This is a genomic window from Vibrio sp. Vb0349 (assembly GCF_033338975.1).
On sequence record NZ_JAWOTS010000041.1, the window covers coordinates 1 to 18,472 of the forward strand.

Here is an 18,472-nt window from a genome sequence, read left to right on the forward strand (position 1 = left end):
GAATGGTACTTTGTTGTTCGCTACTCAGCCGAACGGTCAGAAACTCGCTCACTGATCCCTCCAAAACGACGGCGAACTACGGTCACCGTTTCTCTATTTGTACTTTGCAAAAGGCTTCGGATACGTACACGTGATTCATCCACCAACACTTGTGCATCCAATTCAAAAAAGGCGCTATCCACACCCAAATAGCCTTTGGCGTTTTTCTTTACATCTTCACTTAAGCCAGCCATTTCTGACTCTGCTAAAAATTCATCAATGCTATCCCACCCATCAAATGGGCGTTTTTCAATTAGCTGAATCGCATCACTACTGCTTAAGTTTGGTGAGAACATTGCCACCAAAATCGGAGTTTGCTCAACATCAATCGTATTCACGTTTAAACGCCAGTCATCACTTGGCAATGCACAGACCAACGGCTCCAATTTTTGGAAAATTTCACCACTCACCTGATAGACAGCCCGTAACTCGGAAGCATCTGCCATCCAACCATTTGATGCCAAATAGGAAGGTTTCATCGCTTCATATGTGCTGTCTTCAACCCCAGTAGTCGAACGGACAGAGTCATCAGCATCAATGTATTCCCAAGTAGAGTCTGCAATGATTTCTGCTTGATATGGCTCGACATCCAACTCTTCTAATAGGCGCTGCAATACATTCACTAAATATGGTCTTGTAATTTGCTGACCCGTTGGTTGCACACGACTCAATACATTTAGATTAAAGCACGCTTGCTTGTCTCTAATTCGTCCCGCCGCTTGACCATAATCTAACGGATAGACTTGCTCTTTTATCGCCCACGGTTGACTCATATTAATCGTGTCGGTGTCTTTATAACTTTGTTCGATACCCACTTTTGCTAGCGCCTCGACGCCAAGGCTGTACCAGTACGCTTGCTGGTAATTGATTTGATTAGCGCCTCGCTGAAACTGTAAGAACAAACGTTCCGACATGCTGGCGGCAACCGTCGCCATAATCGCCAGCAACATCAACACTATAATCAAAGCAACACCGCGCTGACGGTTAACCATTATTGCTGTCTCCTGAACTTTCCTCTTTCTGACTCAATGTGCCATCAGGAGTGAGATAAGTGCGGGCAATTTCTCCATAATCTTTGAGAGTGAGAACAACAGAAACCGCTTTCGGCAGCGCTTTTTCTTCAGCCCACTCTTTTTTCCATTGCTTACCATCATAGAAACGCATATCAAATGACTCGACCTGCGTTAGCAATGGAGTAACAGTACCTTGTTGCCCAACCGGCGTATCAGGATAGCGCCACCATACTCGCTGCAGTGTTTCTTCTTTTAAGCGATAGCCAACCTTGGTTACTTCTCCACGAGGGAACTGCTGCTGAGGGTTGTGCCAACCTAAACGGGCAAACATCAGTCCTTTGGTATCGGAGTCCAACAGGTAATCGGACCAAAAAATTAGCCGGCTAGCAGGCTCTTCACCATTAGTACGCGTTTGACGCATCGCCATTTGACGAAAATCGTTATCCATCATCACCATGGCACGCTGAATTTCGTTTAAGCGTTGGGTTCGTTCTTGTGATAGCGCATTGCTACGCTGTACTTGCGATACCACTTGGTACGCAGCGACACTTAAACTGGCAAAGATGGCAATCGATACCAACACTTCAATAAGTGTAAAACCTTTTACCCTTTGGCGCGTGTTTGCGCGGGGATGATTATTGCGCCACATAGCTTCGTACCGTTACTACAGGGCTCGCGCTTTTCTCTACCGAGACGCTCACATCAAATGCTTTCAGCAATGGCTGCGTCGTGGCGACTGGCGTGACTTTCCAGAACCAAGTGCGTCCTGCCAGCTCTTCTGTGCCGTTTTTCGCTTTGAGTTCTCCGGTATTCAACATCACATTTGCCATCTGATTATCCACAACCATGGCTGCAAACATTTTTTCTTCTAAATAACTGATTGTATTAATATGCTGGCTCACGGAGCGAATGACACTGATGGCAGCGGTGGCGAAAATTGCCAGTGCGACCAATACTTCCAGTAAGGTCATGCCTCTCGTCCGGCGATGACTCAAATTGGGGCGAGCTTGCTTAAAATTGCGCATTCTCATCCTCTTTCACTTCTTCGCCCGGAGCTAATAACAAAATTTGTCCACTTTCTTTGCCAATGACTCGCCAACCGTCATTAAAGGCATCACCATTTTGCGGAAAAAAAGACAGGGTAAATGGCGTGACTTCGGCGCTGGAAAAGATAAACACTTGCGGTGGCTCAATTTTCTTTTCGTCCTCTTCTTCTGCGAACATGTCTTCATCAAAAAGAGAGCCTGGTTTGAATAAGCGCTCATCATTATCCCAAGCACCACCTCCGAGTTCGAGTTGTAGCGTAATATCTTCTTCTAGCTTGGTTTTGCTCGGAATCTGCTTTAATTTCAGAGGCTGCCAACCTTCTGAGGTTAAACTCAGTAAAGAGTAGGTCGATTTGGCATCATCCACTCGAACGCCAAAATCTTTACCGCTCAGCACCGCTTCTTCATTGAGCAGCTGTAAACGCTGAAAAAAGCTTTGAGCATACTGTTTGGAAAGATCTTTTTGGCTAGTCGGTAATGTCGAGATCACGGCCACAGCCGTAAGAGATAGCAAAACCAGCACCAATAGAATTTCTATCAATGTAAAACCGTTATGTTTTCGCATTTGTTTCATTAGTGCTGGCTTAGGCTCAATTATTGGAAGTCTTGCATGTTCCAGTTGCCAATATCTGCAGCTGGACCTTCTCCACCTTCTTGGCCATCTGCGCCTAGAGTGAAGATATCGATTGTACCGTTATCACCTGGGCTTAAGTATTGGTACTGGTTGCCCCAGGGGTCATTAGGAAGACGTTTGATGTAACCACCATCACGGTAGTTGCGTGGCTCTGGGTTAGATGGCTTGCTAACCAATGCTTCTAGACCTTGGTCCGTTGTTGGGTAAACGCTGTTATCCAACTTGTACATATCTAGGGCATTTTCCAGCGCTACGATGTCCGTAATCGCTTTTTGTTGGTCAGCCTTCTCTTTGTTACCCAATAGGTTTGGAACAACGAAACTTGCCAAAATACCAAGGATAACGACAACAACCATCACTTCTAAAAGTGTAAAACCCTGTTGTTTACTACGCTTAAACTTCATTTTTTTCTCCGAAAGTTAGATTAAAGCCATGCCGTTAGTAGACACGTCTTAATTCGAAATTATCCGCTCATCAAATTATTCATTTCTAGCATTGGCATCAAGGTCGCCATCACAATGAACAACACTAATCCAGCCATTAATGCAATCAGCGCAGGAGTAAACACACCCAGAGCAATATTGACTGTTGATTCAAAGTTTTGATCTTGGTTATCGGCTGCCCGCGTCAACATGCTCTCTAATTCACCACTTTGCTCACCACTGGCGATCATGTGTAGCATCATTGGTGGAAACAAGCGGGTTTGGTCCAACGCCTTACGCAAACTGGCGCCCTCTCGGACGTTATCCGCTGCAAGCAACACTTGCTGCTTCACATAACGGTTAGACATAACATCTACCGCAACGCGCATACCCTCGAGAATTGGAATCGCACTGGAAGTACAGATCGAAAGTGTTCGCGCGAATCGTGCGGTATTCAAACCTCGAGAGATCTTACCTATTAGCGGTAAGCTCAAGATTTTTCTGTCCCAAGCTAAGCGAAAGTCTGGCTTTTGCAACGCCAGTTTGAGGCCATAGAAAAGCGCCACCAGCACAACGAAAATAATCAGCCCCCAATCTTGCACAAACTCACTGGCTGCCAGTAAAAATTGCGTCGATTGAGGTAACTCTTGGCCCATCTGAATGATGGGTTCAATGATTTTAGGAACCACTGTCGCCAATAAGAACGAAACGATGACAACCGCGAATACCACCAAAACTACAGGATAAATCATTGCTTGAAGCAATTTAGATCGCATCTTTTGGCGGTTTTCGACATAGTCTGCCAAACGCTCTAATACGGTATCGAGGTGACCTGATTTTTCGCCCGCCGCAACCATGGAGCGGTACAGTTCATCAAACACGTGTGGGTAATCGGCAAAACTGTCGGCGAGCGGATAACCCTCGGTTACTTTCGAGCGAACCGCAGCCAACATAGAACGAATCCTCGGCTTTTCAGCCTGCTCAGAGACCGCACGCAAACACTCTTCCAAAGGCATTCCTGATTGGACTAGCGTAGACAATTGCCGTGTGATGAGTGCCAGCTCAGATGTCGAGATGCCGCGCTTAAAGCTGACTGAACCTGAAGACTTAGCCGATTTAGCTTTCGTCTCGACCACTTCAATCGGGATCATCCCTTGCTCTTTGAGTCGCTGGCGCACCTGTCGGGCGTTGTCCCCTTCTATCGTGCCTTTTTTATGCTTGCCTTTTGCATCTAGCGCTTTGTACTCAAATGCCGCCATTAGGTTTCCTTCGTCACTCGCATCACTTCTTCAAGTGACGTAATACCACGACGTACTTTGCTTAAACCATCACTGCGAATACTTGGCGTATGGGCGCGAACGGCTCTCTCAATTTCTTGTTCACCAGACTCTCGATGAATCAACTCTTGCACTTGCTCATCAACCATAATGAGCTCGTGGATACCTGTTCGACCTCGGTAGCCTTTTTGGTTGCACGCTTCACAGCCTTTTGCTCGGTGCAGTTCTAACGGTTCATGCGCTTCCATACCAAACAGTTTTTTCTGTTCCGCATCGGCTTCATACGGCTCTTTACAGCTTGGACAAAGCGTTCGAACTAAGCGCTGTGCTAACACACCCAATAACGATGAAGAAATAAGGAATGGCTCAATACCCATATCACGTAGACGCGTAATCGCACCCACTGCGGTGTTGGTGTGGAGAGTCGACATTACCAAGTGACCCGTTAAGGACGCTTGCACTGCAATTTGTGCGGTTTCTAAGTCACGGATCTCACCGACCATCACCACATCCGGGTCCTGACGCAGAATGGCACGCAAGCCGCGCGCAAACGTCATGTCGACCTTTGGGTTCACCTGAGTTTGACCGATGCCATCAATATCAAATTCGATCGGGTCTTCAACCGTTAGAATGTTGCGTTCGTTGCTATTGATCTCTTGCAAGCCAGCGTACAAGGTGGTGGATTTACCAGAACCTGTCGGGCCCGTCACCAAGATGATACCGTGAGGGCGGCCAATCAAGTGACGGAAGTTGTCATGCACTGAAGGGGTCATTCCCAAACTATGTAAATCAAGACGAGTCGCGTTTTTATCCAACAGACGCATTACCACGCGCTCCCCATGAGAGGACGGCATCGTAGATACACGCACGTCCACCGCACGACCACCGATACGCAACGAAATACGGCCATCTTGAGGCACACGCTTTTCTGCGATATCTAGTTTAGCCATAACCTTCACACGAGAAACCAGCAAAGGCGCTAGCTTACGACTTGGGGTCAGAACTTCACGCAATACGCCATCGACACGGAAACGAATCGAAAGGGTTTTCTCGAACGTCTCAATATGAATATCCGACGCACCTTCTTTGATCGCTTCGCCCAACATGGCGTTGATCAATTTGATGATTGGCGCATCGTCTTCCGATTCTAATAAGTCTTCATCATGCGGCAGTTCTTCAGCCAAAGAGAAGAAATCATCGCTATCAGCACCAATATCTTCCATCAACTGACGCGCTTCAGACGAGTCGCGTTGATATGCTTCAGTCAGCTTTTTATCAAAGGCTTCTTTATCGATAGGTTGCGGTACGAAGCTTTTCTTTAATACACGACGGACTTCAACCAGAGCCGCAGGGTTAAGCGGCTCGACATAGTAAAGAATAGGTGGACGCTCAGGATGCTCTGTCTCCAGCACCAGTTTAAAGCGGTTGGCAAAACTGAATGGCAGACGACGCATACTTGGCGCTGTGTCTAACATATCAACCATTAGTTGTTTTCCATTTGATCAATAAACGCTTGGATCTCTGTTGGGTGCTGACGCTCCTGGCCAAAGGCTGGCATAACCGGGATCTTCTCGTCAGCCATCAACTTCAAACCTTGATCCGCTTTGTAAAGCTGTTCTGCGCGAATAAAGTTGTATTTACGCTGCGTAATACCGTCGGCCGTCACACCATCGCGAATAATCGTCGGCTTGATGAACACCATCAAGTTACGTTTTTCTGTTTGCGTGCTAGTTGACTTGAACAGATGGCCAAGTACCGGAATGTCACCCAATAGCGGCACTTTAGACTCACTTTCAAGTGCGCGTTCATCGACCAAACCACCAAGAACCAACATCTGACCATCTTGGATCATGACAGAGGTGTTTAACTGTCGTTTAGCAAAGCGAACGTCAACCGCACCGTTTGCGCCTAATACGTTGGAAACTTCTTGTTCAATGTTTAACTGTACAGAGTCACCTTCGTTAATTTGTGGCACTACTTTGAGTTTGATACCGACTTCTTTACGGTCAACCGTTTGGAATGGGTTGTCGTTGTTTGAGCCAGCCGTAGAGCCCGTAATAACCGGAACCTCTTCACCCACAATAAATGATGCTTCGCCATTATCCATTACGGTAATACTCGGAGAAGATAGAATGTTTGAGTTGGAGTCAGAAGCAACAGCACTAATTAGCGCTGTCCAGTCACCCATGACAATACTCATTGCCGCACCATTTACTCCGCTAAGTGCTGACGCTAGCGTAGAGTAGTCACCTGATTCAGTAACATCATATGGCGTTCGTTCGCCATTAGAGTTGGTATAGTATTCAGTTCGGGTTTGATCTTTTGCTTCTTCTAGACCAACCATTACCTGACCAATCGGGGCTCCTGAGTTACCGTACTGAATTACAGCACCCGTTTCTAATGAACCCCACTGAACACCTAGGTTAATACCATCACCTTCAGACATTTCGACAATTAACGCTTCAATAAGAACCTGAGCACGACGAATATCGAGTTGAGAAATGACGTCTTGTAATGCCATCATAATATCTGGTGGCGCTGTTAAAACTAACGAGTTAGTTGCAGCGTGAGCAGCAATGACGACCTCACCACGCGATGCACCTGATGTTTTCTGACCGGCTTGTTTTTCAGCTTGCAGGTTATCGGAAACACCTTTCAATACATCCACCAAGTCTTCAGCTTTCGCATTTTTCAGGTACACAACTCGGTTGTTACCTTTTGTCGCCATTTCAACATCAAGTTGACGAATCAAACGTTTCAAGCGGGCTCTTACTTTTGGATCACCAGAAATTAAAATCGCGTTAGTACGTTCATCGGCCACAATTTTAGGTTCAAGGAACTCTGGCGTGCTTTTCTGATTCGCACTTTTATTCAGTGCTTCGACAATGCGTACCATTTCAGCAGCGGATGCATTACGCAGCTCCACCAATTCAATTTCTTTATCACCGGCTTGGTCAACACGCTTGATGATCTCTGCTAAGCGATTCACTACTGCCGCACGACCAGTAATCAAGATAATATTCGCTGGATCATAATGAACCACGTTACCGGCACCGGCGTTATCAATCAGCTGACGAAGTAGAGGAGACAACTCACGGACCGACACATTACGCACCGCGACAACTCGAGTGATAACACTATCGCCTTGCGCGCTGCCATCACCTAACACAGGGATTGCTGAGGTTTTTGAGTCTTTTGCTTTGATAACCTTAAGTACCCCATTGTCCATCTCTACGACTGCGTAACCGTATACTTCAAGGACATTAAGGAAAAAGCTGTAATATTGCTCTTCGTTAAGAACGTCATAGCTGCGGACATCGATTTTACCGCGTACTGAAGGATCAACAATGATGGTCTTTTCGAGGTTACGACCCACTATGTTGATGAATTCTTGAATATCAGTGCCTTTAAAGCTCGCACTAAATTCGTTTGCCATTGCACCTGGTACGCAGAGTAAACTTCCTGCTAGTAGCCAAGCACTTTTGCTGAACCAATGTTTCACGTATGTCTCCCTGAACTTACGCCGGTTGCCTAAGTCTTACAATTGGATATAGATATCGTACCGTTGGCCGTCTCGCTCAACAGTTAAATTTAATTCTTGCGGATCGCTCATCACTTGCATCAGTTGTACTGAAGAAGACGGATCACTTAAATCGATCCCGTTCAGTTGAACCGCAATATCACCAGGTTGTAGCCCTACATCATTAAATAATGCGGCATCACGACCAGGTGATACTCGATAACCAACAATGTCTCCGTCTTTTTTGACGGGTGAAATGGTGATGTATTTAAAAACGCTTTGTGGATCTTTCGCAATTTCCTCGCGGATTTGCTCTAATTTCTCTCCAACGTCAGACGTCGCTGCTTCTGCTCGCTGAGCTTGCGCCCTAGCTACCTGCGGCGATTCAGATAGCTTCTTATATTCTATACCTTGCATCATTAAGGTCTCGTCTCGACCTTGGTTATCAATGATGACGCGATCCACTAATACCGCTTTTAGCGTCGCACGTGTCCCTTCGATTTCTTCACCCAAACCGTACGTAGCTTGCTTACCTCGGTTAGCAATAACAGCAAGGCTGGTATTGGCATCACTGCTGGCAACCGCACCGACTAGGGTGAGGTTAAGGCGCGTCTTAGGGGCGTCTTTAACAATAGGCTGTTCTACAACTGCCGCTTTTTGCTCAGTGAATTTACCGAATAGGTTGGCATTCTGAAGGGCATTAAAATCTATCGCGTCGCCTTTGTTACTCGCAGTAACGCTACTCGCCGATGGACGCCATTGCGGCACTTCCGACGATTGAGGTATGGCTAACCACACAATTTTGCCAAGTATCCATCCGGTTATCGCAATAAACAGACAGGTAAGCAACAAGCTAAGTTTGGCTTGAATGGTATAATGATTGGACTTGATCTGAGCCAGTAGCGGTCTGCTTGATAATCCTGCACTTAGCTCTAAACGTTTCACTGAATGGATTCCTTTATTCTAACGTCCGTCATTTAAGCTATAACGATAGCTATCGACTTTAAATTGCTAAATTTGCAATAAAATTATTACTCAACAAAGAGCAGTGAACTATATCACAAGTTGTCTTTCATACCTTTTTCTTATGCAGTTTTTGCCAACTCCCTTGAAAAAAATACGCCTTGACTCCATCTGTAGGTGAATAATCCATCACTCATTGCCGTATTCGGGCAGTGATTAGATAGCGTAGTGTTCTATGAGTTCCCTAAATGAAGCCGTTAGGCTAGATAAATGGCTATGGGCCGCAAGATTTTACAAAACCCGCTCCATCGCGCGTAACATGGTCGATGGCGGTAAAGTCCACTATAATGGCCAACGAAGCAAGCCGAGTAAAATCGTTGAAGTGGGCGCTGAAGTAAGACTTCGTCAAGGCAACGAAGAAAAAATCGTGATCATCGAACAAATCTCAGATCAACGCCGAGGCGCTCCCATCGCACAAACCTTATATCGCGAAACTAATGAAAGTATAGCGAAACGTGAGGAACACGCGACTCAACGTAAGCTTAATGCCCACAACCCAAGTCCGGAACGCCGCCCAGATAAAAAGCAGCGCCGAGACATCATTAAGTTCAAACACCAATAAAAGCCGGAATTACCAACGAGGAAAGCACTCCATGGCAAATAATGTTTTAAACCGCTACCTATTCGAAGATCTTTCAGTACGTGGCGAGTTGGTACAATTGGATGAAGCGTACCAACGTGTTATCTCCAGCAAGGAATATCCGGTAGCAATAGAGAAACTGCTGGGTGAGCTACTCGTTTCAACTACTCTTTTAACTGCCACTCTTAAGTTCGAAGGTTCAATCACCATCCAGCTACAAGGCGACGGTCCTGTGTCTCTTGCCGTTATCAACGGTGACCATAACCAACGTGTTCGTGGCGTAGCTCGCTGGGAAGGCGATATTGCCGATGACGCAAACATTCACGATCTAATGGGTAAGGGCTACCTTGTGATCACTATCGAACCGAAAAACGGCGAGCGTTACCAAGGTGTCGTTGGATTAGAAGGTGACACTTTAGCAGAAGTGCTAGAAGGCTACTTTGCAAACTCAGAGCAGTTAAAAACGCGCCTATGGATCCGCACTGGTGAGCATGAGGGCAAAGCACACGCAGCAGGTATGTTGATTCAAGTGATCCCTGACGGCACTGGCTCTCCAGATGATTTCGAACATCTAGAGCAGCTCACTGATACAGTAAAAGATGAAGAATTGTTTGGTTTAGAAGCGAACGAGTTATTGTATCGACTATATAACCAAGACAAAGTACGTCTGTACGAGCCGCAACCTGTCGAGTTCCATTGTGGCTGTTCTCGTGAGCGTAGCGGTGCCGCAATCATCACCGTTGAGAAATCTGAAATTTATGACATTTTGGCAGAAGTTGGATCAGTTTCTTTACATTGTGATTACTGTGGCACAACTTATACGTTCGACGAATCTGAAGTCACTGAACTGTATGCACAAGCTTCTACGGACAAGAAAACCCTGCATTAATTTACATAGCTTATCAAGCACGTAATTTACCCTACAAAAGGCCAGCTTAATGCTGGCCTTTTTGTGATCAACCCCTCGTAATAACTAGCCTCAAGCGTAATAAAACAACTGCTTAATTTTAAACAATTAATAATGATTTTGCCCTAGCGCAAAGGATTGCGTGCACGATAGACTATTCCCACCAATATGTGACGGGTTACCTAAAACCTTATTGAAATCATGGGTAAATTTTGAGCTATCTCCCTGTTTTCTCCCCGCCCCGTTGCTAGCATGGTGAGCAGATTAAAATTAAAACATTCTTACAAAATCCCTACAAAATCCTTATAAGGAGCACCTATGACCGTTATGGAACATACTAAGGCTGCAACACTTGATCTAACCAAGCACGGACTGCATAACGTAAAAGAGGTTATTCGCAACCCAAGCTACGAAATGTTGTTTGAGGAAGAAACGCGTGAAGACCTAACCGGTTATGAGCGCGGCGTGGTTACTGAACTAGGTGCGGTTGCCGTTGACACTGGCATCTTTACTGGTCGCTCACCAAAAGATAAATACATCGTCAAAGACGCTACGACAGAAGAACATATGTGGTGGACGTCTGATCAAGTGAAAAATGATAACAAGCCAATCACTCCTGAAGTGTGGGACGAGCTAAAAGAACTGGTCACAAACCAGCTTTCTAACAAACGCTTGTTTGTTGTTGACGGTTACTGTGGTGCAAACCCAGATACACGTTTGAGCATTCGTGTTATCACAGAAGTCGCATGGCAAGCGCACTTCGTTAAAAACATGTTTATTCGCCCGACAGAAGAAGAGTTAGCGACATTTGAACCAGACTTCGTAGTAATGAATGGCGCAAAATGCACTAATCCAAAATGGGAAGAGCAAGGCCTGAACTCAGAAAACTTCACCGTATTTAACCTAACTGAGCGCATGCAACTTATCGGTGGTACTTGGTACGGCGGTGAAATGAAGAAAGGTATGTTCGCGATGATGAACTACTTCCTTCCACTAAAAGACATCGCATCAATGCACTGTAGCGCTAACATGGGCAAAGATGGCGATGTAGCGGTATTCTTCGGTCTATCTGGTACGGGTAAAACGACCCTGTCGACTGATCCTAAACGTGCGCTAATTGGTGATGATGAGCACGGCTGGGATGATGACGGTGTCTTCAACTTCGAAGGTGGTTGTTACGCAAAAACCATCAAACTTTCGAAAGAAGCGGAGCCGGACATCTACAACGCAATTCGTCGTGATGCACTGCTAGAAAACGTAACAGTACGTGGCGATGGTTCTATCGACTTTGATGATGGTTCGAAAACAGAAAACACACGTGTTTCTTACCCTATCTACCATATCGATAATATCGTTAAGCCAGTATCAAAAGGCGGTCACGCGAATAAAGTGATCTTCCTATCAGCCGATGCATTTGGCGTACTGCCTCCAGTATCTAAATTGACACCCGAGCAAACTAAGTACCACTTCCTGTCTGGCTTTACCGCCAAACTAGCGGGAACAGAGCGCGGTATTACTGAGCCAACACCAACTTTCTCTGCTTGTTTCGGCGCGGCGTTCCTAACGCTCCACCCAACAAAATACGCGGAAGTACTGGTAAAACGCATGGAAGCAGCGGGCGCTGAGGCTTACCTAGTGAATACTGGTTGGAACGGCACTGGCAAACGTATCTCTATTCAAGATACACGCGGAATTATTGATGCCATTCTTGATGGTTCGATTGAAGAAGCACCAACTAAGCACATTCCAATCTTCAACCTTGAAGTACCAACGTCACTACCAGGTGTGGATCCTAGCATTCTAGACCCTCGCGACACGTACGTTGACCCACTTCAGTGGGAAAGCAAAGCGAAAGATTTAGCAGCGCGCTTTATCAATAACTTTGATAAGTACACAGACAACGCTGAAGGTAAATCTCTGGTTGCGGCTGGTCCTCAGATTGATTAAATCGAGTAACAGCGACGTCGCGTAAGCTCAGTGAAAAGTTGGCATTAACTTATCACCTTTACGTAGGCCAAGTTACAAAAATTGCTTCAAGCCCCTCTTTTGAGGGGCTTTTTATTGAATACCACAGAATATTGATACAAGCTAAAGCCTATCTAGTTTTATTTAATAACACACGTAGGTTCTAGCAAAGATGAAAACAGCGCGTCGAGTTCTACTTCTGTTACTGGTTATCTTAGTTGCCATTCCGGCCGCTACGATTGCGCTGCTAACAACATCTTACGCGGACGCAACCTGGCGCTTGCTGTCAAACACCTTTTCTCTTCCCTTCCGGGCCGGAAGCGTGCGTTATGACTTTCCCTATCACCTAACTTTACAACGCGTGAACACCAGCGGAGACGATGCGTCTTACATCGAGCAAGTCGATTTATGGATGAATCCCGATGTTTATCGCGATGGTAAATGGATCGTTGATAGTTTATTGATTGATGGTATGAGCTTGCAGTATGGCGCACCAAAGCTCCCAGCTTTAGAGAACGTATTATTCCATCAAATCGCGCTCAAAAATATTGATTACGCCGACGAGCAGTTCTCTGCCAATGGCATTGACCTTCAAATTCAATCACCACAATGGAATGGTCAATTAATACCATATGGCGAAGTTCAACTTGCGGCCGACCAACTCTATTGGAATGGCGAAGCCTTTAATCAAGTCTTAGTCGATATAGACTACAAACCGCAAGACAGTACGCTTTATGGCACCTCTTTTAACTGGCGTAACAGTCAAATATCTGGGCAAGGGGAGCAGTATCCTCAAGGCTGGTCTTTAGTAAATGTGACCATCAACAAGCTGAAACTGAATAATACGCAGCGCCAATCACTGCTTGCAAAACCTTGGCACGATCTACCATTTAACATTAATCATATTAATAGCTTAGATTTGCTTAACGCCGATATTGAATGGGGCGACTGGCACTGGCAGAACTTGGATCTTTCTGTGGAAAACGCCACACTGCCACTGTCTCTCTGGAAGACAAAAGCTCAAGTGTCATTGCAGGCGGATAGCGTTCGATTCCAGCAGCAAACCGCAATAGAGCCACGTTTGAGTGCCGCTATCGAGCCAGGAGTAATCCAGCTCAACGAGCTCAGCTTAGATTGGCAGCAAGGTCGAGTGCAAGTTTCTGGATTGTTCACGCCAACACAATGGAAGCTCAAAGAAGCCTCTATTCAAGGCCTCAAGTGGGCAACACAGCCAAAAGACAACCTAAATTGGTGGCACGCCGCCACCAGCGAGTTAGAGCATGTTGCAATCGAACGACTCGACATTGAGCGCAGCCAAATTATCCAGCTATCTCACGAACCTTATTGGCAACTTTCCGGTTTAAATATCAAAGGGCAACAGCTTGATATTAAACAGTCGGCTCAACGTTGGGGCCTTTGGCAAGGCGAATTGGAAGTCAGCGTTGTCAACGCCAGCTATGACCAAATACTCACGTCTCACGCAGCACTTGCCATGCAAAGCAAAGATGGCTTTTGGCAATTGACTCGCCTTTTTGCGCCACTCGAGCAAGGCTACGTAGAAGGCATCGGACAAATAGATTTGAGTACCCCGAGCCAACCTTGGGCGCTCAACGTCAATGCTGATGGTATTCCCTTATCGCTCTTCCACGATTATTTTTTACCCGACACACTGGCTATTGATGGTTTTTCCGATCTCAGCCTCGATCTACAAGGGTTATCAGGTGATCGCAACATGCTGGCCTACAGCTTATCGGGTGAAGTGGAAGCCAATCTCCGAGATACCCGCTTGAAGTCCCAAGCGGATCATTCGCTCAAAGCCATTACCTTAAGTCCACTGCGTTTAAGCGCGCAACGAGGGGAAGTTGCCATAAAGCCGGTCACCATCTCAGGAAAAGCCATAAGTGGTAAGGTTTGGGGAACATTTGATATGGCCAACAACCCGCTAAGTGGCATTACTTATCAATTGGAAGAGTCGTGCGGAAACATTGAAGGCGATCTACTAAGTGGCGAAACCCACCGTAATGAGTGCGTGAACGCATCAAAACTGGCCGAGCCTACTGATATTGAGACTCCACAGAAAAATGAACCTTCCATCGAGCAGCCAATCGTAATTGATAACATCAATTTGGAGACTCAAGAGGAAGAGCTTTACGAAGAAGTTATCGAAGAAGATGAAGTACCCGACACGAATTCCGCAGTAGAACAAACCCTCTCACCGACAGAGCAAGAAGGTGAAACAGATAAGCGCCCAGCAGATCAGTCGGCGCTTACCCCATCAGCAACTGAGTAACTGCGAGTAGTTCGGTATCAGCATATAGGTACCGACAAAATCAACAGCTGGCGTGTCACCACTATAAATCACTACGTGAATAACGATGCGTGCTTTGCGTCCCGACTCCAATCGGTCTAGGTCACCACTGATCCCATCCAACGAAGTACTCGCCACGGGGTTTTGTTCGACTGGTTGACGATAGCGAATCGAGCTGTCGGCCAACACAATATCACCGTGCAACCCACGCTCTTTAAGCAGCAGCCACGTCATCCCCCACCCTGTCAGGGTTGCTAAGGTAAAAGCTGACCCGGCGAACATGGTGTTATGCGGATTAAGGTTAGGATTAAGCTGCGCACAGCATTCAAACTGGTAACCCGTGTACTGGTTAATTTTGATCCCCATTTTGTCGCTAATTGGGATTTGTTGCTCCCAGCGCTGTTGAAGCTCAGTACACCATTCAGGGCGACGTAACACATTGGCCATCGGATCCAGTTGCTTCACCATTTGCTGATGGCGCACAGGGCCACGCTCATCGGTCAGCTCGCCTCGACGCTCAAAGCCATTTTTTTCATAAAAGGCGATGGCATCTTCACGGGCATTACACACCAAGCGTTTCGCTCCTTCTTGGCGCGCTAACGACTCTAGTGCAACCAAAACCAGCGAACCCATCCCTTTGCTACGGCGATTATTTTTAACCGCCATATAGCGGATCTGGCCATCATTGTCCGGCGTAATGTATAAACGGCCAATCGCCATAGGACGACCTCGACCATCAACAATCATGCGGTGATGGCTCATTTCGTCGTATTCATCGCGCTCAGAGCCGATCGGCATACGCCATGGCTCACGAAGCAGTTGCCAGCGAAACTGATAATACTTGTTTATCTGATTATCGGTTTTGGGAGTAATGAGTTTGAACATATCAATCCTTTGAAAGCACAACACTAATCAGTGTCGGAAAAATTACTCCAAGCCAATTCCATGAGCTTGGAGTTAAAGCTTAGACTATGGCGCCTGTGTTACCAGATTAGACCTGCAACCAAAACGTCACTGGACCGTCATTCACCAAAGACACTTTCATATCGGCAGCGAAGCGGCCACGCTGTGTGGGTAAGACTTCTTCACACAAGTCAGAAAAGTAATCATACAAGCGCTCTGCATCAACAGGATGCGCACCGCGAGAAAAGCCAGCTCGCGTGCCTTTTTTTGTATCCGCAGGCAGCGTAAATTGAGAAACCACCAGCACTTTACCTTCCACCTGTTTAACGTTTAGGTTCATCTTGCCTTCGTCATCTTCGAACACACGGTAGGTTGTAACACGCTCCATTAAACGCTTTGCTTTAGCTTCATCGTCGTCCTTCTCTACGCCCAATAAGACCAGCAGACCACGATCAATTTCTCCTACGACTTCACCATCCACACGGACGGCAGCTTCACTGACTCGTTGAATTAGCGCTATCACTACTCTCGCTTCCTTCATCTGTTAACTGAGATTCAGCGGTCGAGTGTATCATGTCTAAATCTTCACTCCAGTGCTCTCGCTCACCAAGCGCAGCCGTAACTTCCGCCCCCAATAACACGATCATCCAGCATAAATACACCCAAACAAATAAGATAGGAATCGCCGCTAACGCGCCGTAGATGAGCTGATAAGACGGAAACTGAGTGATGTAGAGTGCAAAGCCTTTTTTACTCAACTCGAACAGTATCGCGGCGACTGCTGCCCCCATGGCACCATGAGCGAGGTGTACTTTTTTATTCGGTACTAGAATATACAAGCCAAGAAAAGCAAAAAAGGACAGCAACAACGGTAGCCAACGCAGAAATAAATTAAACGCACCAGATAATGTCTCGTTCTCTAAAATTTGCAGCGAAGTCACGTACGACGTCGCCGCAATACTCGCACCGACCATGATAGGCCCTAACGTGAGTACCATCCAATACATAGAGAATGAAAAGACTAAACGGCGCTTGTCTTTAACTCGCCAAATGTAGTTTAAGTTCTTATCAATGTTGGAAATCAGCATGACCGCTGCGATGAATAAAAACCCACCGCCAACCGCACTCATTTTGCCCGTATTCGCCACAAATTCCTGTAATGCCGTATGTACAGCTTCTCCAGAAGCCGGCACAAAATTATCAATAATGTAGCCTTGCAGCACCTCACCAACGTTCGCAAAAACGGGAAATTTCGACAATATTGATAACAATACCGTCAGCATTGGCACGATGGATAACAAGGTAATGTAGGCAAGATAGCCCGCGTTCACATTCACACGGTCATGCGTTAATCGCTTAAGAAGATACTTAAAAAACGCGACGCAACTTGGCAGTAGATTGATTAATCTCGCCTTGTAACTCTCTGATAACTGGTTCATAGTTCATCCCATAATTAGCGCCGAGGACATAAGAATGCCTTATTTATTAGCAATTGTACTATCAATTTTCACTTTAACAGGGTGTCAATCTGCTTATTACTCAGCAATGGAGCAGGTTGGGTATCATAAACGAGATATTATGGTCGACCGCGTCGAAGATGCCAAAGAATCTCAACAAGATGCACAAGAAGAATTCACCAGTGCACTTGAAGCCTTATCTGCGATCACCAACTTTGATGGTGGTGAGCTAGAAAATGTCTACAACAACATCAATGACAAATACGAAGATAGCGAAAAAGCGGCTCAAGACGTACGTGACCGTATTGCTGCGATTGAAGACGTATCCGGCGCACTGTTTGATGAGTGGCAAGATGAGCTAGAGCTGTACTCGAGTGCGAAACTGCGTCGTTCAAGCGAGCAAAAGCTACGTGAAACCAAAGCCTCGTACAAAACCATGCTTAGCGCTATGAAGCGTGCAGAGAAAAAGATGACACCGGTACTGGACACGCTGCGTGACAACACGTTGTACTTAAAACACAACCTTAACGCCAGTGCGATTGGTTCTTTGCAAGGTGAGTTCTCTAGCTTAGAGAAGGACATTCAGTTTGCGATCAAACAAATGAACGAAGCGATTGCAGAGTCCGATAAATTCCTACAAAAGCTCAATCAAAAGTAAATGATTCAGACCTCCTCCTAGCGAGGAGGTTTTAGTCGGCGACCTTACCGAGTAAACCGATGACTCTTCGAACAAAGCCTACCCTCTCTGGCACAGTTCCCCATGGCACTTCTACCACTTCATAACCCAACTCAGTATAGACACTCACTAACGACTGATGAATCTCCAATGCTTCTTCAAAGCTGTGCGGACGCACTTCATCTTGTACGTAAATGGATGCTTCAGGTCGACAAGTAAACACCTGACTATGGTACCCAGCGCTTTCGGTTAAGAAAGCTTGGTCAACCTTACAGCCGCCCACTTGTAGGTATGCAATGATGTCGGGGATGGCGCGATCAACAAACGCAACATCATGACAACGCGCATCACTCTTTTGTTTGTCCATCAACCCAAGGCATAACTTGGCAAACTCAGGTAAATTCGTCCACGGCAAAATACCATTTTCTAACTGGCTTTGCTGCTCAATCAAGTCGCGAGACCCTTCAGGAAACGTGGCGTAACCACACGCGTCTAGCGCATTCAGCAGTGTTGTTTTTCCCGCACCAGGCCCACCGGTGATAATAATCGGGTTCATATTCAACTCCAGAAAGTAAATTACCACCTTCTAAAGAAGGTGGCTTTGTGTGAGCCCCCTAAAAGGGGACCTTTGTTTAGTCCAGCGCCAATTGCTGCTGCTCTACTCGCTCTTGCTTCTCTTGATGTCTTACATATCGGCGTATT

The 18,472-nt window shown here is 46.2% G+C and carries 18 protein-coding genes; 5 read left to right on the top strand and 13 right to left on the bottom strand.

What is annotated here, in order from left to right:
• Window positions 1–20 precede the first annotated feature (20 nt).
• Genes gspK through gspC form a run of 9 tightly spaced genes read right to left on the bottom strand, consistent with a single transcriptional unit; the run spans window position 21 to window position 8,896 of the window.
• Window positions 21–1,031 carry a type II secretion system minor pseudopilin GspK gene (gspK, locus tag R7Q47_RS21795; RefSeq protein WP_005382999.1) on the bottom strand — a complete coding sequence of 337 codons (1,011 nt, stop codon included), beginning with the start codon at window positions 1,029–1,031 and terminating at the stop codon, window positions 21–23.
• Entirely contained in the window at window positions 1,024–1,701 is a 678-nt protein-coding gene (gene gspJ, locus R7Q47_RS21800) for a type II secretion system minor pseudopilin GspJ (protein WP_053307279.1), read from the bottom strand. The genes gspK and gspJ overlap by 8 nt, the downstream gene beginning before the upstream one ends.
• On the bottom strand, window positions 1,688–2,077 hold the full coding sequence (gene gspI / locus R7Q47_RS21805) for a type II secretion system minor pseudopilin GspI (protein ID WP_017635009.1): 390 nt from the start codon (window positions 2,075–2,077) through the stop codon (window positions 1,688–1,690). Before gspI ends, gspJ begins: the two co-directional genes overlap by 14 nt.
• Window positions 2,064–2,663: a prepilin-type N-terminal cleavage/methylation domain-containing protein gene (locus R7Q47_RS21810; protein WP_248487229.1), complete on the bottom strand. Its 600-nt coding sequence runs from the start codon at window positions 2,661–2,663 to the stop codon at window positions 2,064–2,066. The genes gspI and R7Q47_RS21810 overlap by 14 nt, the downstream gene beginning before the upstream one ends.
• Window positions 2,664–2,692: 29 nt before the next feature.
• On the bottom strand, window positions 2,693–3,136 hold the full coding sequence (gene gspG, locus R7Q47_RS21815) for a type II secretion system major pseudopilin GspG (RefSeq protein WP_005379298.1): 444 nt from the start codon (window positions 3,134–3,136) through the stop codon (window positions 2,693–2,695).
• A gap of 59 nt (window positions 3,137–3,195) precedes the next feature.
• Window positions 3,196–4,413 carry a type II secretion system inner membrane protein GspF gene (gene gspF, locus R7Q47_RS21820; protein WP_005382993.1) on the bottom strand — a complete coding sequence of 406 codons (1,218 nt, stop codon included), beginning with the start codon at window positions 4,411–4,413 and terminating at the stop codon, window positions 3,196–3,198.
• Window positions 4,413–5,915, bottom strand: coding sequence for a type II secretion system ATPase GspE (gene gspE / locus R7Q47_RS21825; protein ID WP_005379296.1), 1,503 nt, complete (start codon window positions 5,913–5,915; stop codon window positions 4,413–4,415). The genes gspF and gspE overlap by 1 nt, the downstream gene beginning before the upstream one ends.
• On the bottom strand, window positions 5,915–7,933 hold the full coding sequence (gspD, locus tag R7Q47_RS21830; protein WP_005379295.1) for a type II secretion system secretin GspD: 2,019 nt from the start codon (window positions 7,931–7,933) through the stop codon (window positions 5,915–5,917). Before gspD ends, gspE begins: the two co-directional genes overlap by 1 nt.
• Window positions 7,934–7,969: 36 nt before the next feature.
• Window positions 7,970–8,896 carry a type II secretion system protein GspC gene (gene gspC, locus R7Q47_RS21835; RefSeq protein WP_248487221.1) on the bottom strand — a complete coding sequence of 309 codons (927 nt, stop codon included), beginning with the start codon at window positions 8,894–8,896 and terminating at the stop codon, window positions 7,970–7,972.
• Window positions 8,897–9,149: 253 nt separating this feature from the next.
• Here gspC and hslR point away from each other — a divergent pair, with 253 nt between their 5' ends.
• The 4 genes from hslR (at window position 9,150) to R7Q47_RS21855 (ending at window position 14,716) form a co-directional block, all read left to right on the top strand.
• Entirely contained in the window at window positions 9,150–9,536 is a 387-nt protein-coding gene (gene hslR, locus R7Q47_RS21840) for a ribosome-associated heat shock protein Hsp15 (RefSeq protein WP_005379292.1), read from the top strand.
• A 31-nt stretch (window positions 9,537–9,567) separates the two neighbouring features.
• Complete coding sequence (gene hslO / locus R7Q47_RS21845) at window positions 9,568–10,443, top strand: Hsp33 family molecular chaperone HslO (protein ID WP_248487220.1); 876 nt, start codon at window positions 9,568–9,570, stop codon at window positions 10,441–10,443.
• A 336-nt stretch (window positions 10,444–10,779) separates the two neighbouring features.
• Window positions 10,780–12,408: a phosphoenolpyruvate carboxykinase (ATP) gene (gene pckA, locus R7Q47_RS21850; RefSeq protein ID WP_005379288.1), complete on the top strand. Its 1,629-nt coding sequence runs from the start codon at window positions 10,780–10,782 to the stop codon at window positions 12,406–12,408.
• A 190-nt stretch (window positions 12,409–12,598) separates the two neighbouring features.
• The gene (locus R7Q47_RS21855) at window positions 12,599–14,716 is read left to right on the top strand and encodes an AsmA family protein (protein ID WP_318089376.1); all 2,118 of its coding nucleotides are present in this window, start codon (window positions 12,599–12,601) and stop codon (window positions 14,714–14,716) included.
• Here the strand turns inward: R7Q47_RS21855 and R7Q47_RS21860 are convergent.
• From R7Q47_RS21860 to R7Q47_RS21870, 3 genes are all read right to left on the bottom strand, one after another.
• A complete protein-coding gene (locus R7Q47_RS21860) occupies window positions 14,702–15,619 on the bottom strand; it encodes a bifunctional GNAT family N-acetyltransferase/hotdog fold thioesterase (RefSeq protein ID WP_005379283.1) in 918 nt (305 codons plus the stop codon). The two genes, R7Q47_RS21855 and R7Q47_RS21860, sit on opposite strands and share 15 nt — an antisense overlap.
• 106 nt (window positions 15,620–15,725) lie before the next feature.
• Entirely contained in the window at window positions 15,726–16,160 is a 435-nt protein-coding gene (gene dtd / locus R7Q47_RS21865; RefSeq protein ID WP_005379282.1) for a D-aminoacyl-tRNA deacylase, read from the bottom strand.
• Window positions 16,132–17,076, bottom strand: a complete 945-nt coding sequence (locus tag R7Q47_RS21870) for a virulence factor BrkB family protein (RefSeq protein ID WP_213901362.1) — start codon at window positions 17,074–17,076, stop codon at window positions 16,132–16,134. Before R7Q47_RS21870 ends, dtd begins: the two co-directional genes overlap by 29 nt.
• A gap of 34 nt (window positions 17,077–17,110) precedes the next feature.
• On the opposite strand from R7Q47_RS21870, the gene R7Q47_RS21875 reads away from it, so the two are divergent.
• Window positions 17,111–17,752 (top strand): DUF2959 domain-containing protein, encoded by a 642-nt coding sequence (locus R7Q47_RS21875; RefSeq protein WP_005382972.1) that lies wholly within the window; start codon window positions 17,111–17,113, stop codon window positions 17,750–17,752.
• A gap of 31 nt (window positions 17,753–17,783) precedes the next feature.
• Here R7Q47_RS21875 and R7Q47_RS21880 read toward each other — a convergent pair whose 3' ends face one another.
• Complete coding sequence (locus R7Q47_RS21880) at window positions 17,784–18,326, bottom strand: AAA family ATPase (RefSeq protein ID WP_065275007.1); 543 nt, start codon at window positions 18,324–18,326, stop codon at window positions 17,784–17,786.
• Window positions 18,327–18,472: the final 146 nt, after the last annotated feature.

Excerpts from the sequence above, each read along its gene's own strand:
- gspK (WP_005382999.1), bottom strand. The coding sequence starts at position 1,031 with ATGGTTAACCGTCAGCGCGGTGTTGCTTTGATTATAGTGTTGATGTTG.
- gspJ (WP_053307279.1), bottom strand. The coding sequence starts at position 1,701 with ATGTGGCGCAATAATCATCCCCGCGCAAACACGCGCCAAAGGGTAAAA.
- gspI (WP_017635009.1), bottom strand. The coding sequence starts at position 2,077 with ATGCGCAATTTTAAGCAAGCTCGCCCCAATTTGAGTCATCGCCGGACG.
- R7Q47_RS21810 (WP_248487229.1), bottom strand. The coding sequence starts at position 2,663 with ATGCGAAAACATAACGGTTTTACATTGATAGAAATTCTATTGGTGCTG.
- gspG (WP_005379298.1), bottom strand. The coding sequence starts at position 3,136 with ATGAAGTTTAAGCGTAGTAAACAACAGGGTTTTACACTTTTAGAAGTG.
- gspF (WP_005382993.1), bottom strand. The coding sequence starts at position 4,413 with ATGGCGGCATTTGAGTACAAAGCGCTAGATGCAAAAGGCAAGCATAAA.
- gspE (WP_005379296.1), bottom strand. The coding sequence starts at position 5,915 with ATGGTTGATATGTTAGACACAGCGCCAAGTATGCGTCGTCTGCCATTC.
- hslR (WP_005379292.1), top strand. The coding sequence starts at position 9,150 with ATGAGTTCCCTAAATGAAGCCGTTAGGCTAGATAAATGGCTATGGGCC.
- hslO (WP_248487220.1), top strand. The coding sequence starts at position 9,568 with ATGGCAAATAATGTTTTAAACCGCTACCTATTCGAAGATCTTTCAGTA.
- pckA (WP_005379288.1), top strand. The coding sequence starts at position 10,780 with ATGACCGTTATGGAACATACTAAGGCTGCAACACTTGATCTAACCAAG.
- R7Q47_RS21855 (WP_318089376.1), top strand. The coding sequence starts at position 12,599 with ATGAAAACAGCGCGTCGAGTTCTACTTCTGTTACTGGTTATCTTAGTT.
- R7Q47_RS21860 (WP_005379283.1), bottom strand. The coding sequence starts at position 15,619 with ATGTTCAAACTCATTACTCCCAAAACCGATAATCAGATAAACAAGTAT.
- R7Q47_RS21870 (WP_213901362.1), bottom strand. The coding sequence starts at position 17,076 with ATGAACCAGTTATCAGAGAGTTACAAGGCGAGATTAATCAATCTACTG.
- R7Q47_RS21875 (WP_005382972.1), top strand. The coding sequence starts at position 17,111 with ATGCCTTATTTATTAGCAATTGTACTATCAATTTTCACTTTAACAGGG.
- R7Q47_RS21880 (WP_065275007.1), bottom strand. The coding sequence starts at position 18,326 with ATGAACCCGATTATTATCACCGGTGGGCCTGGTGCGGGAAAAACAACA.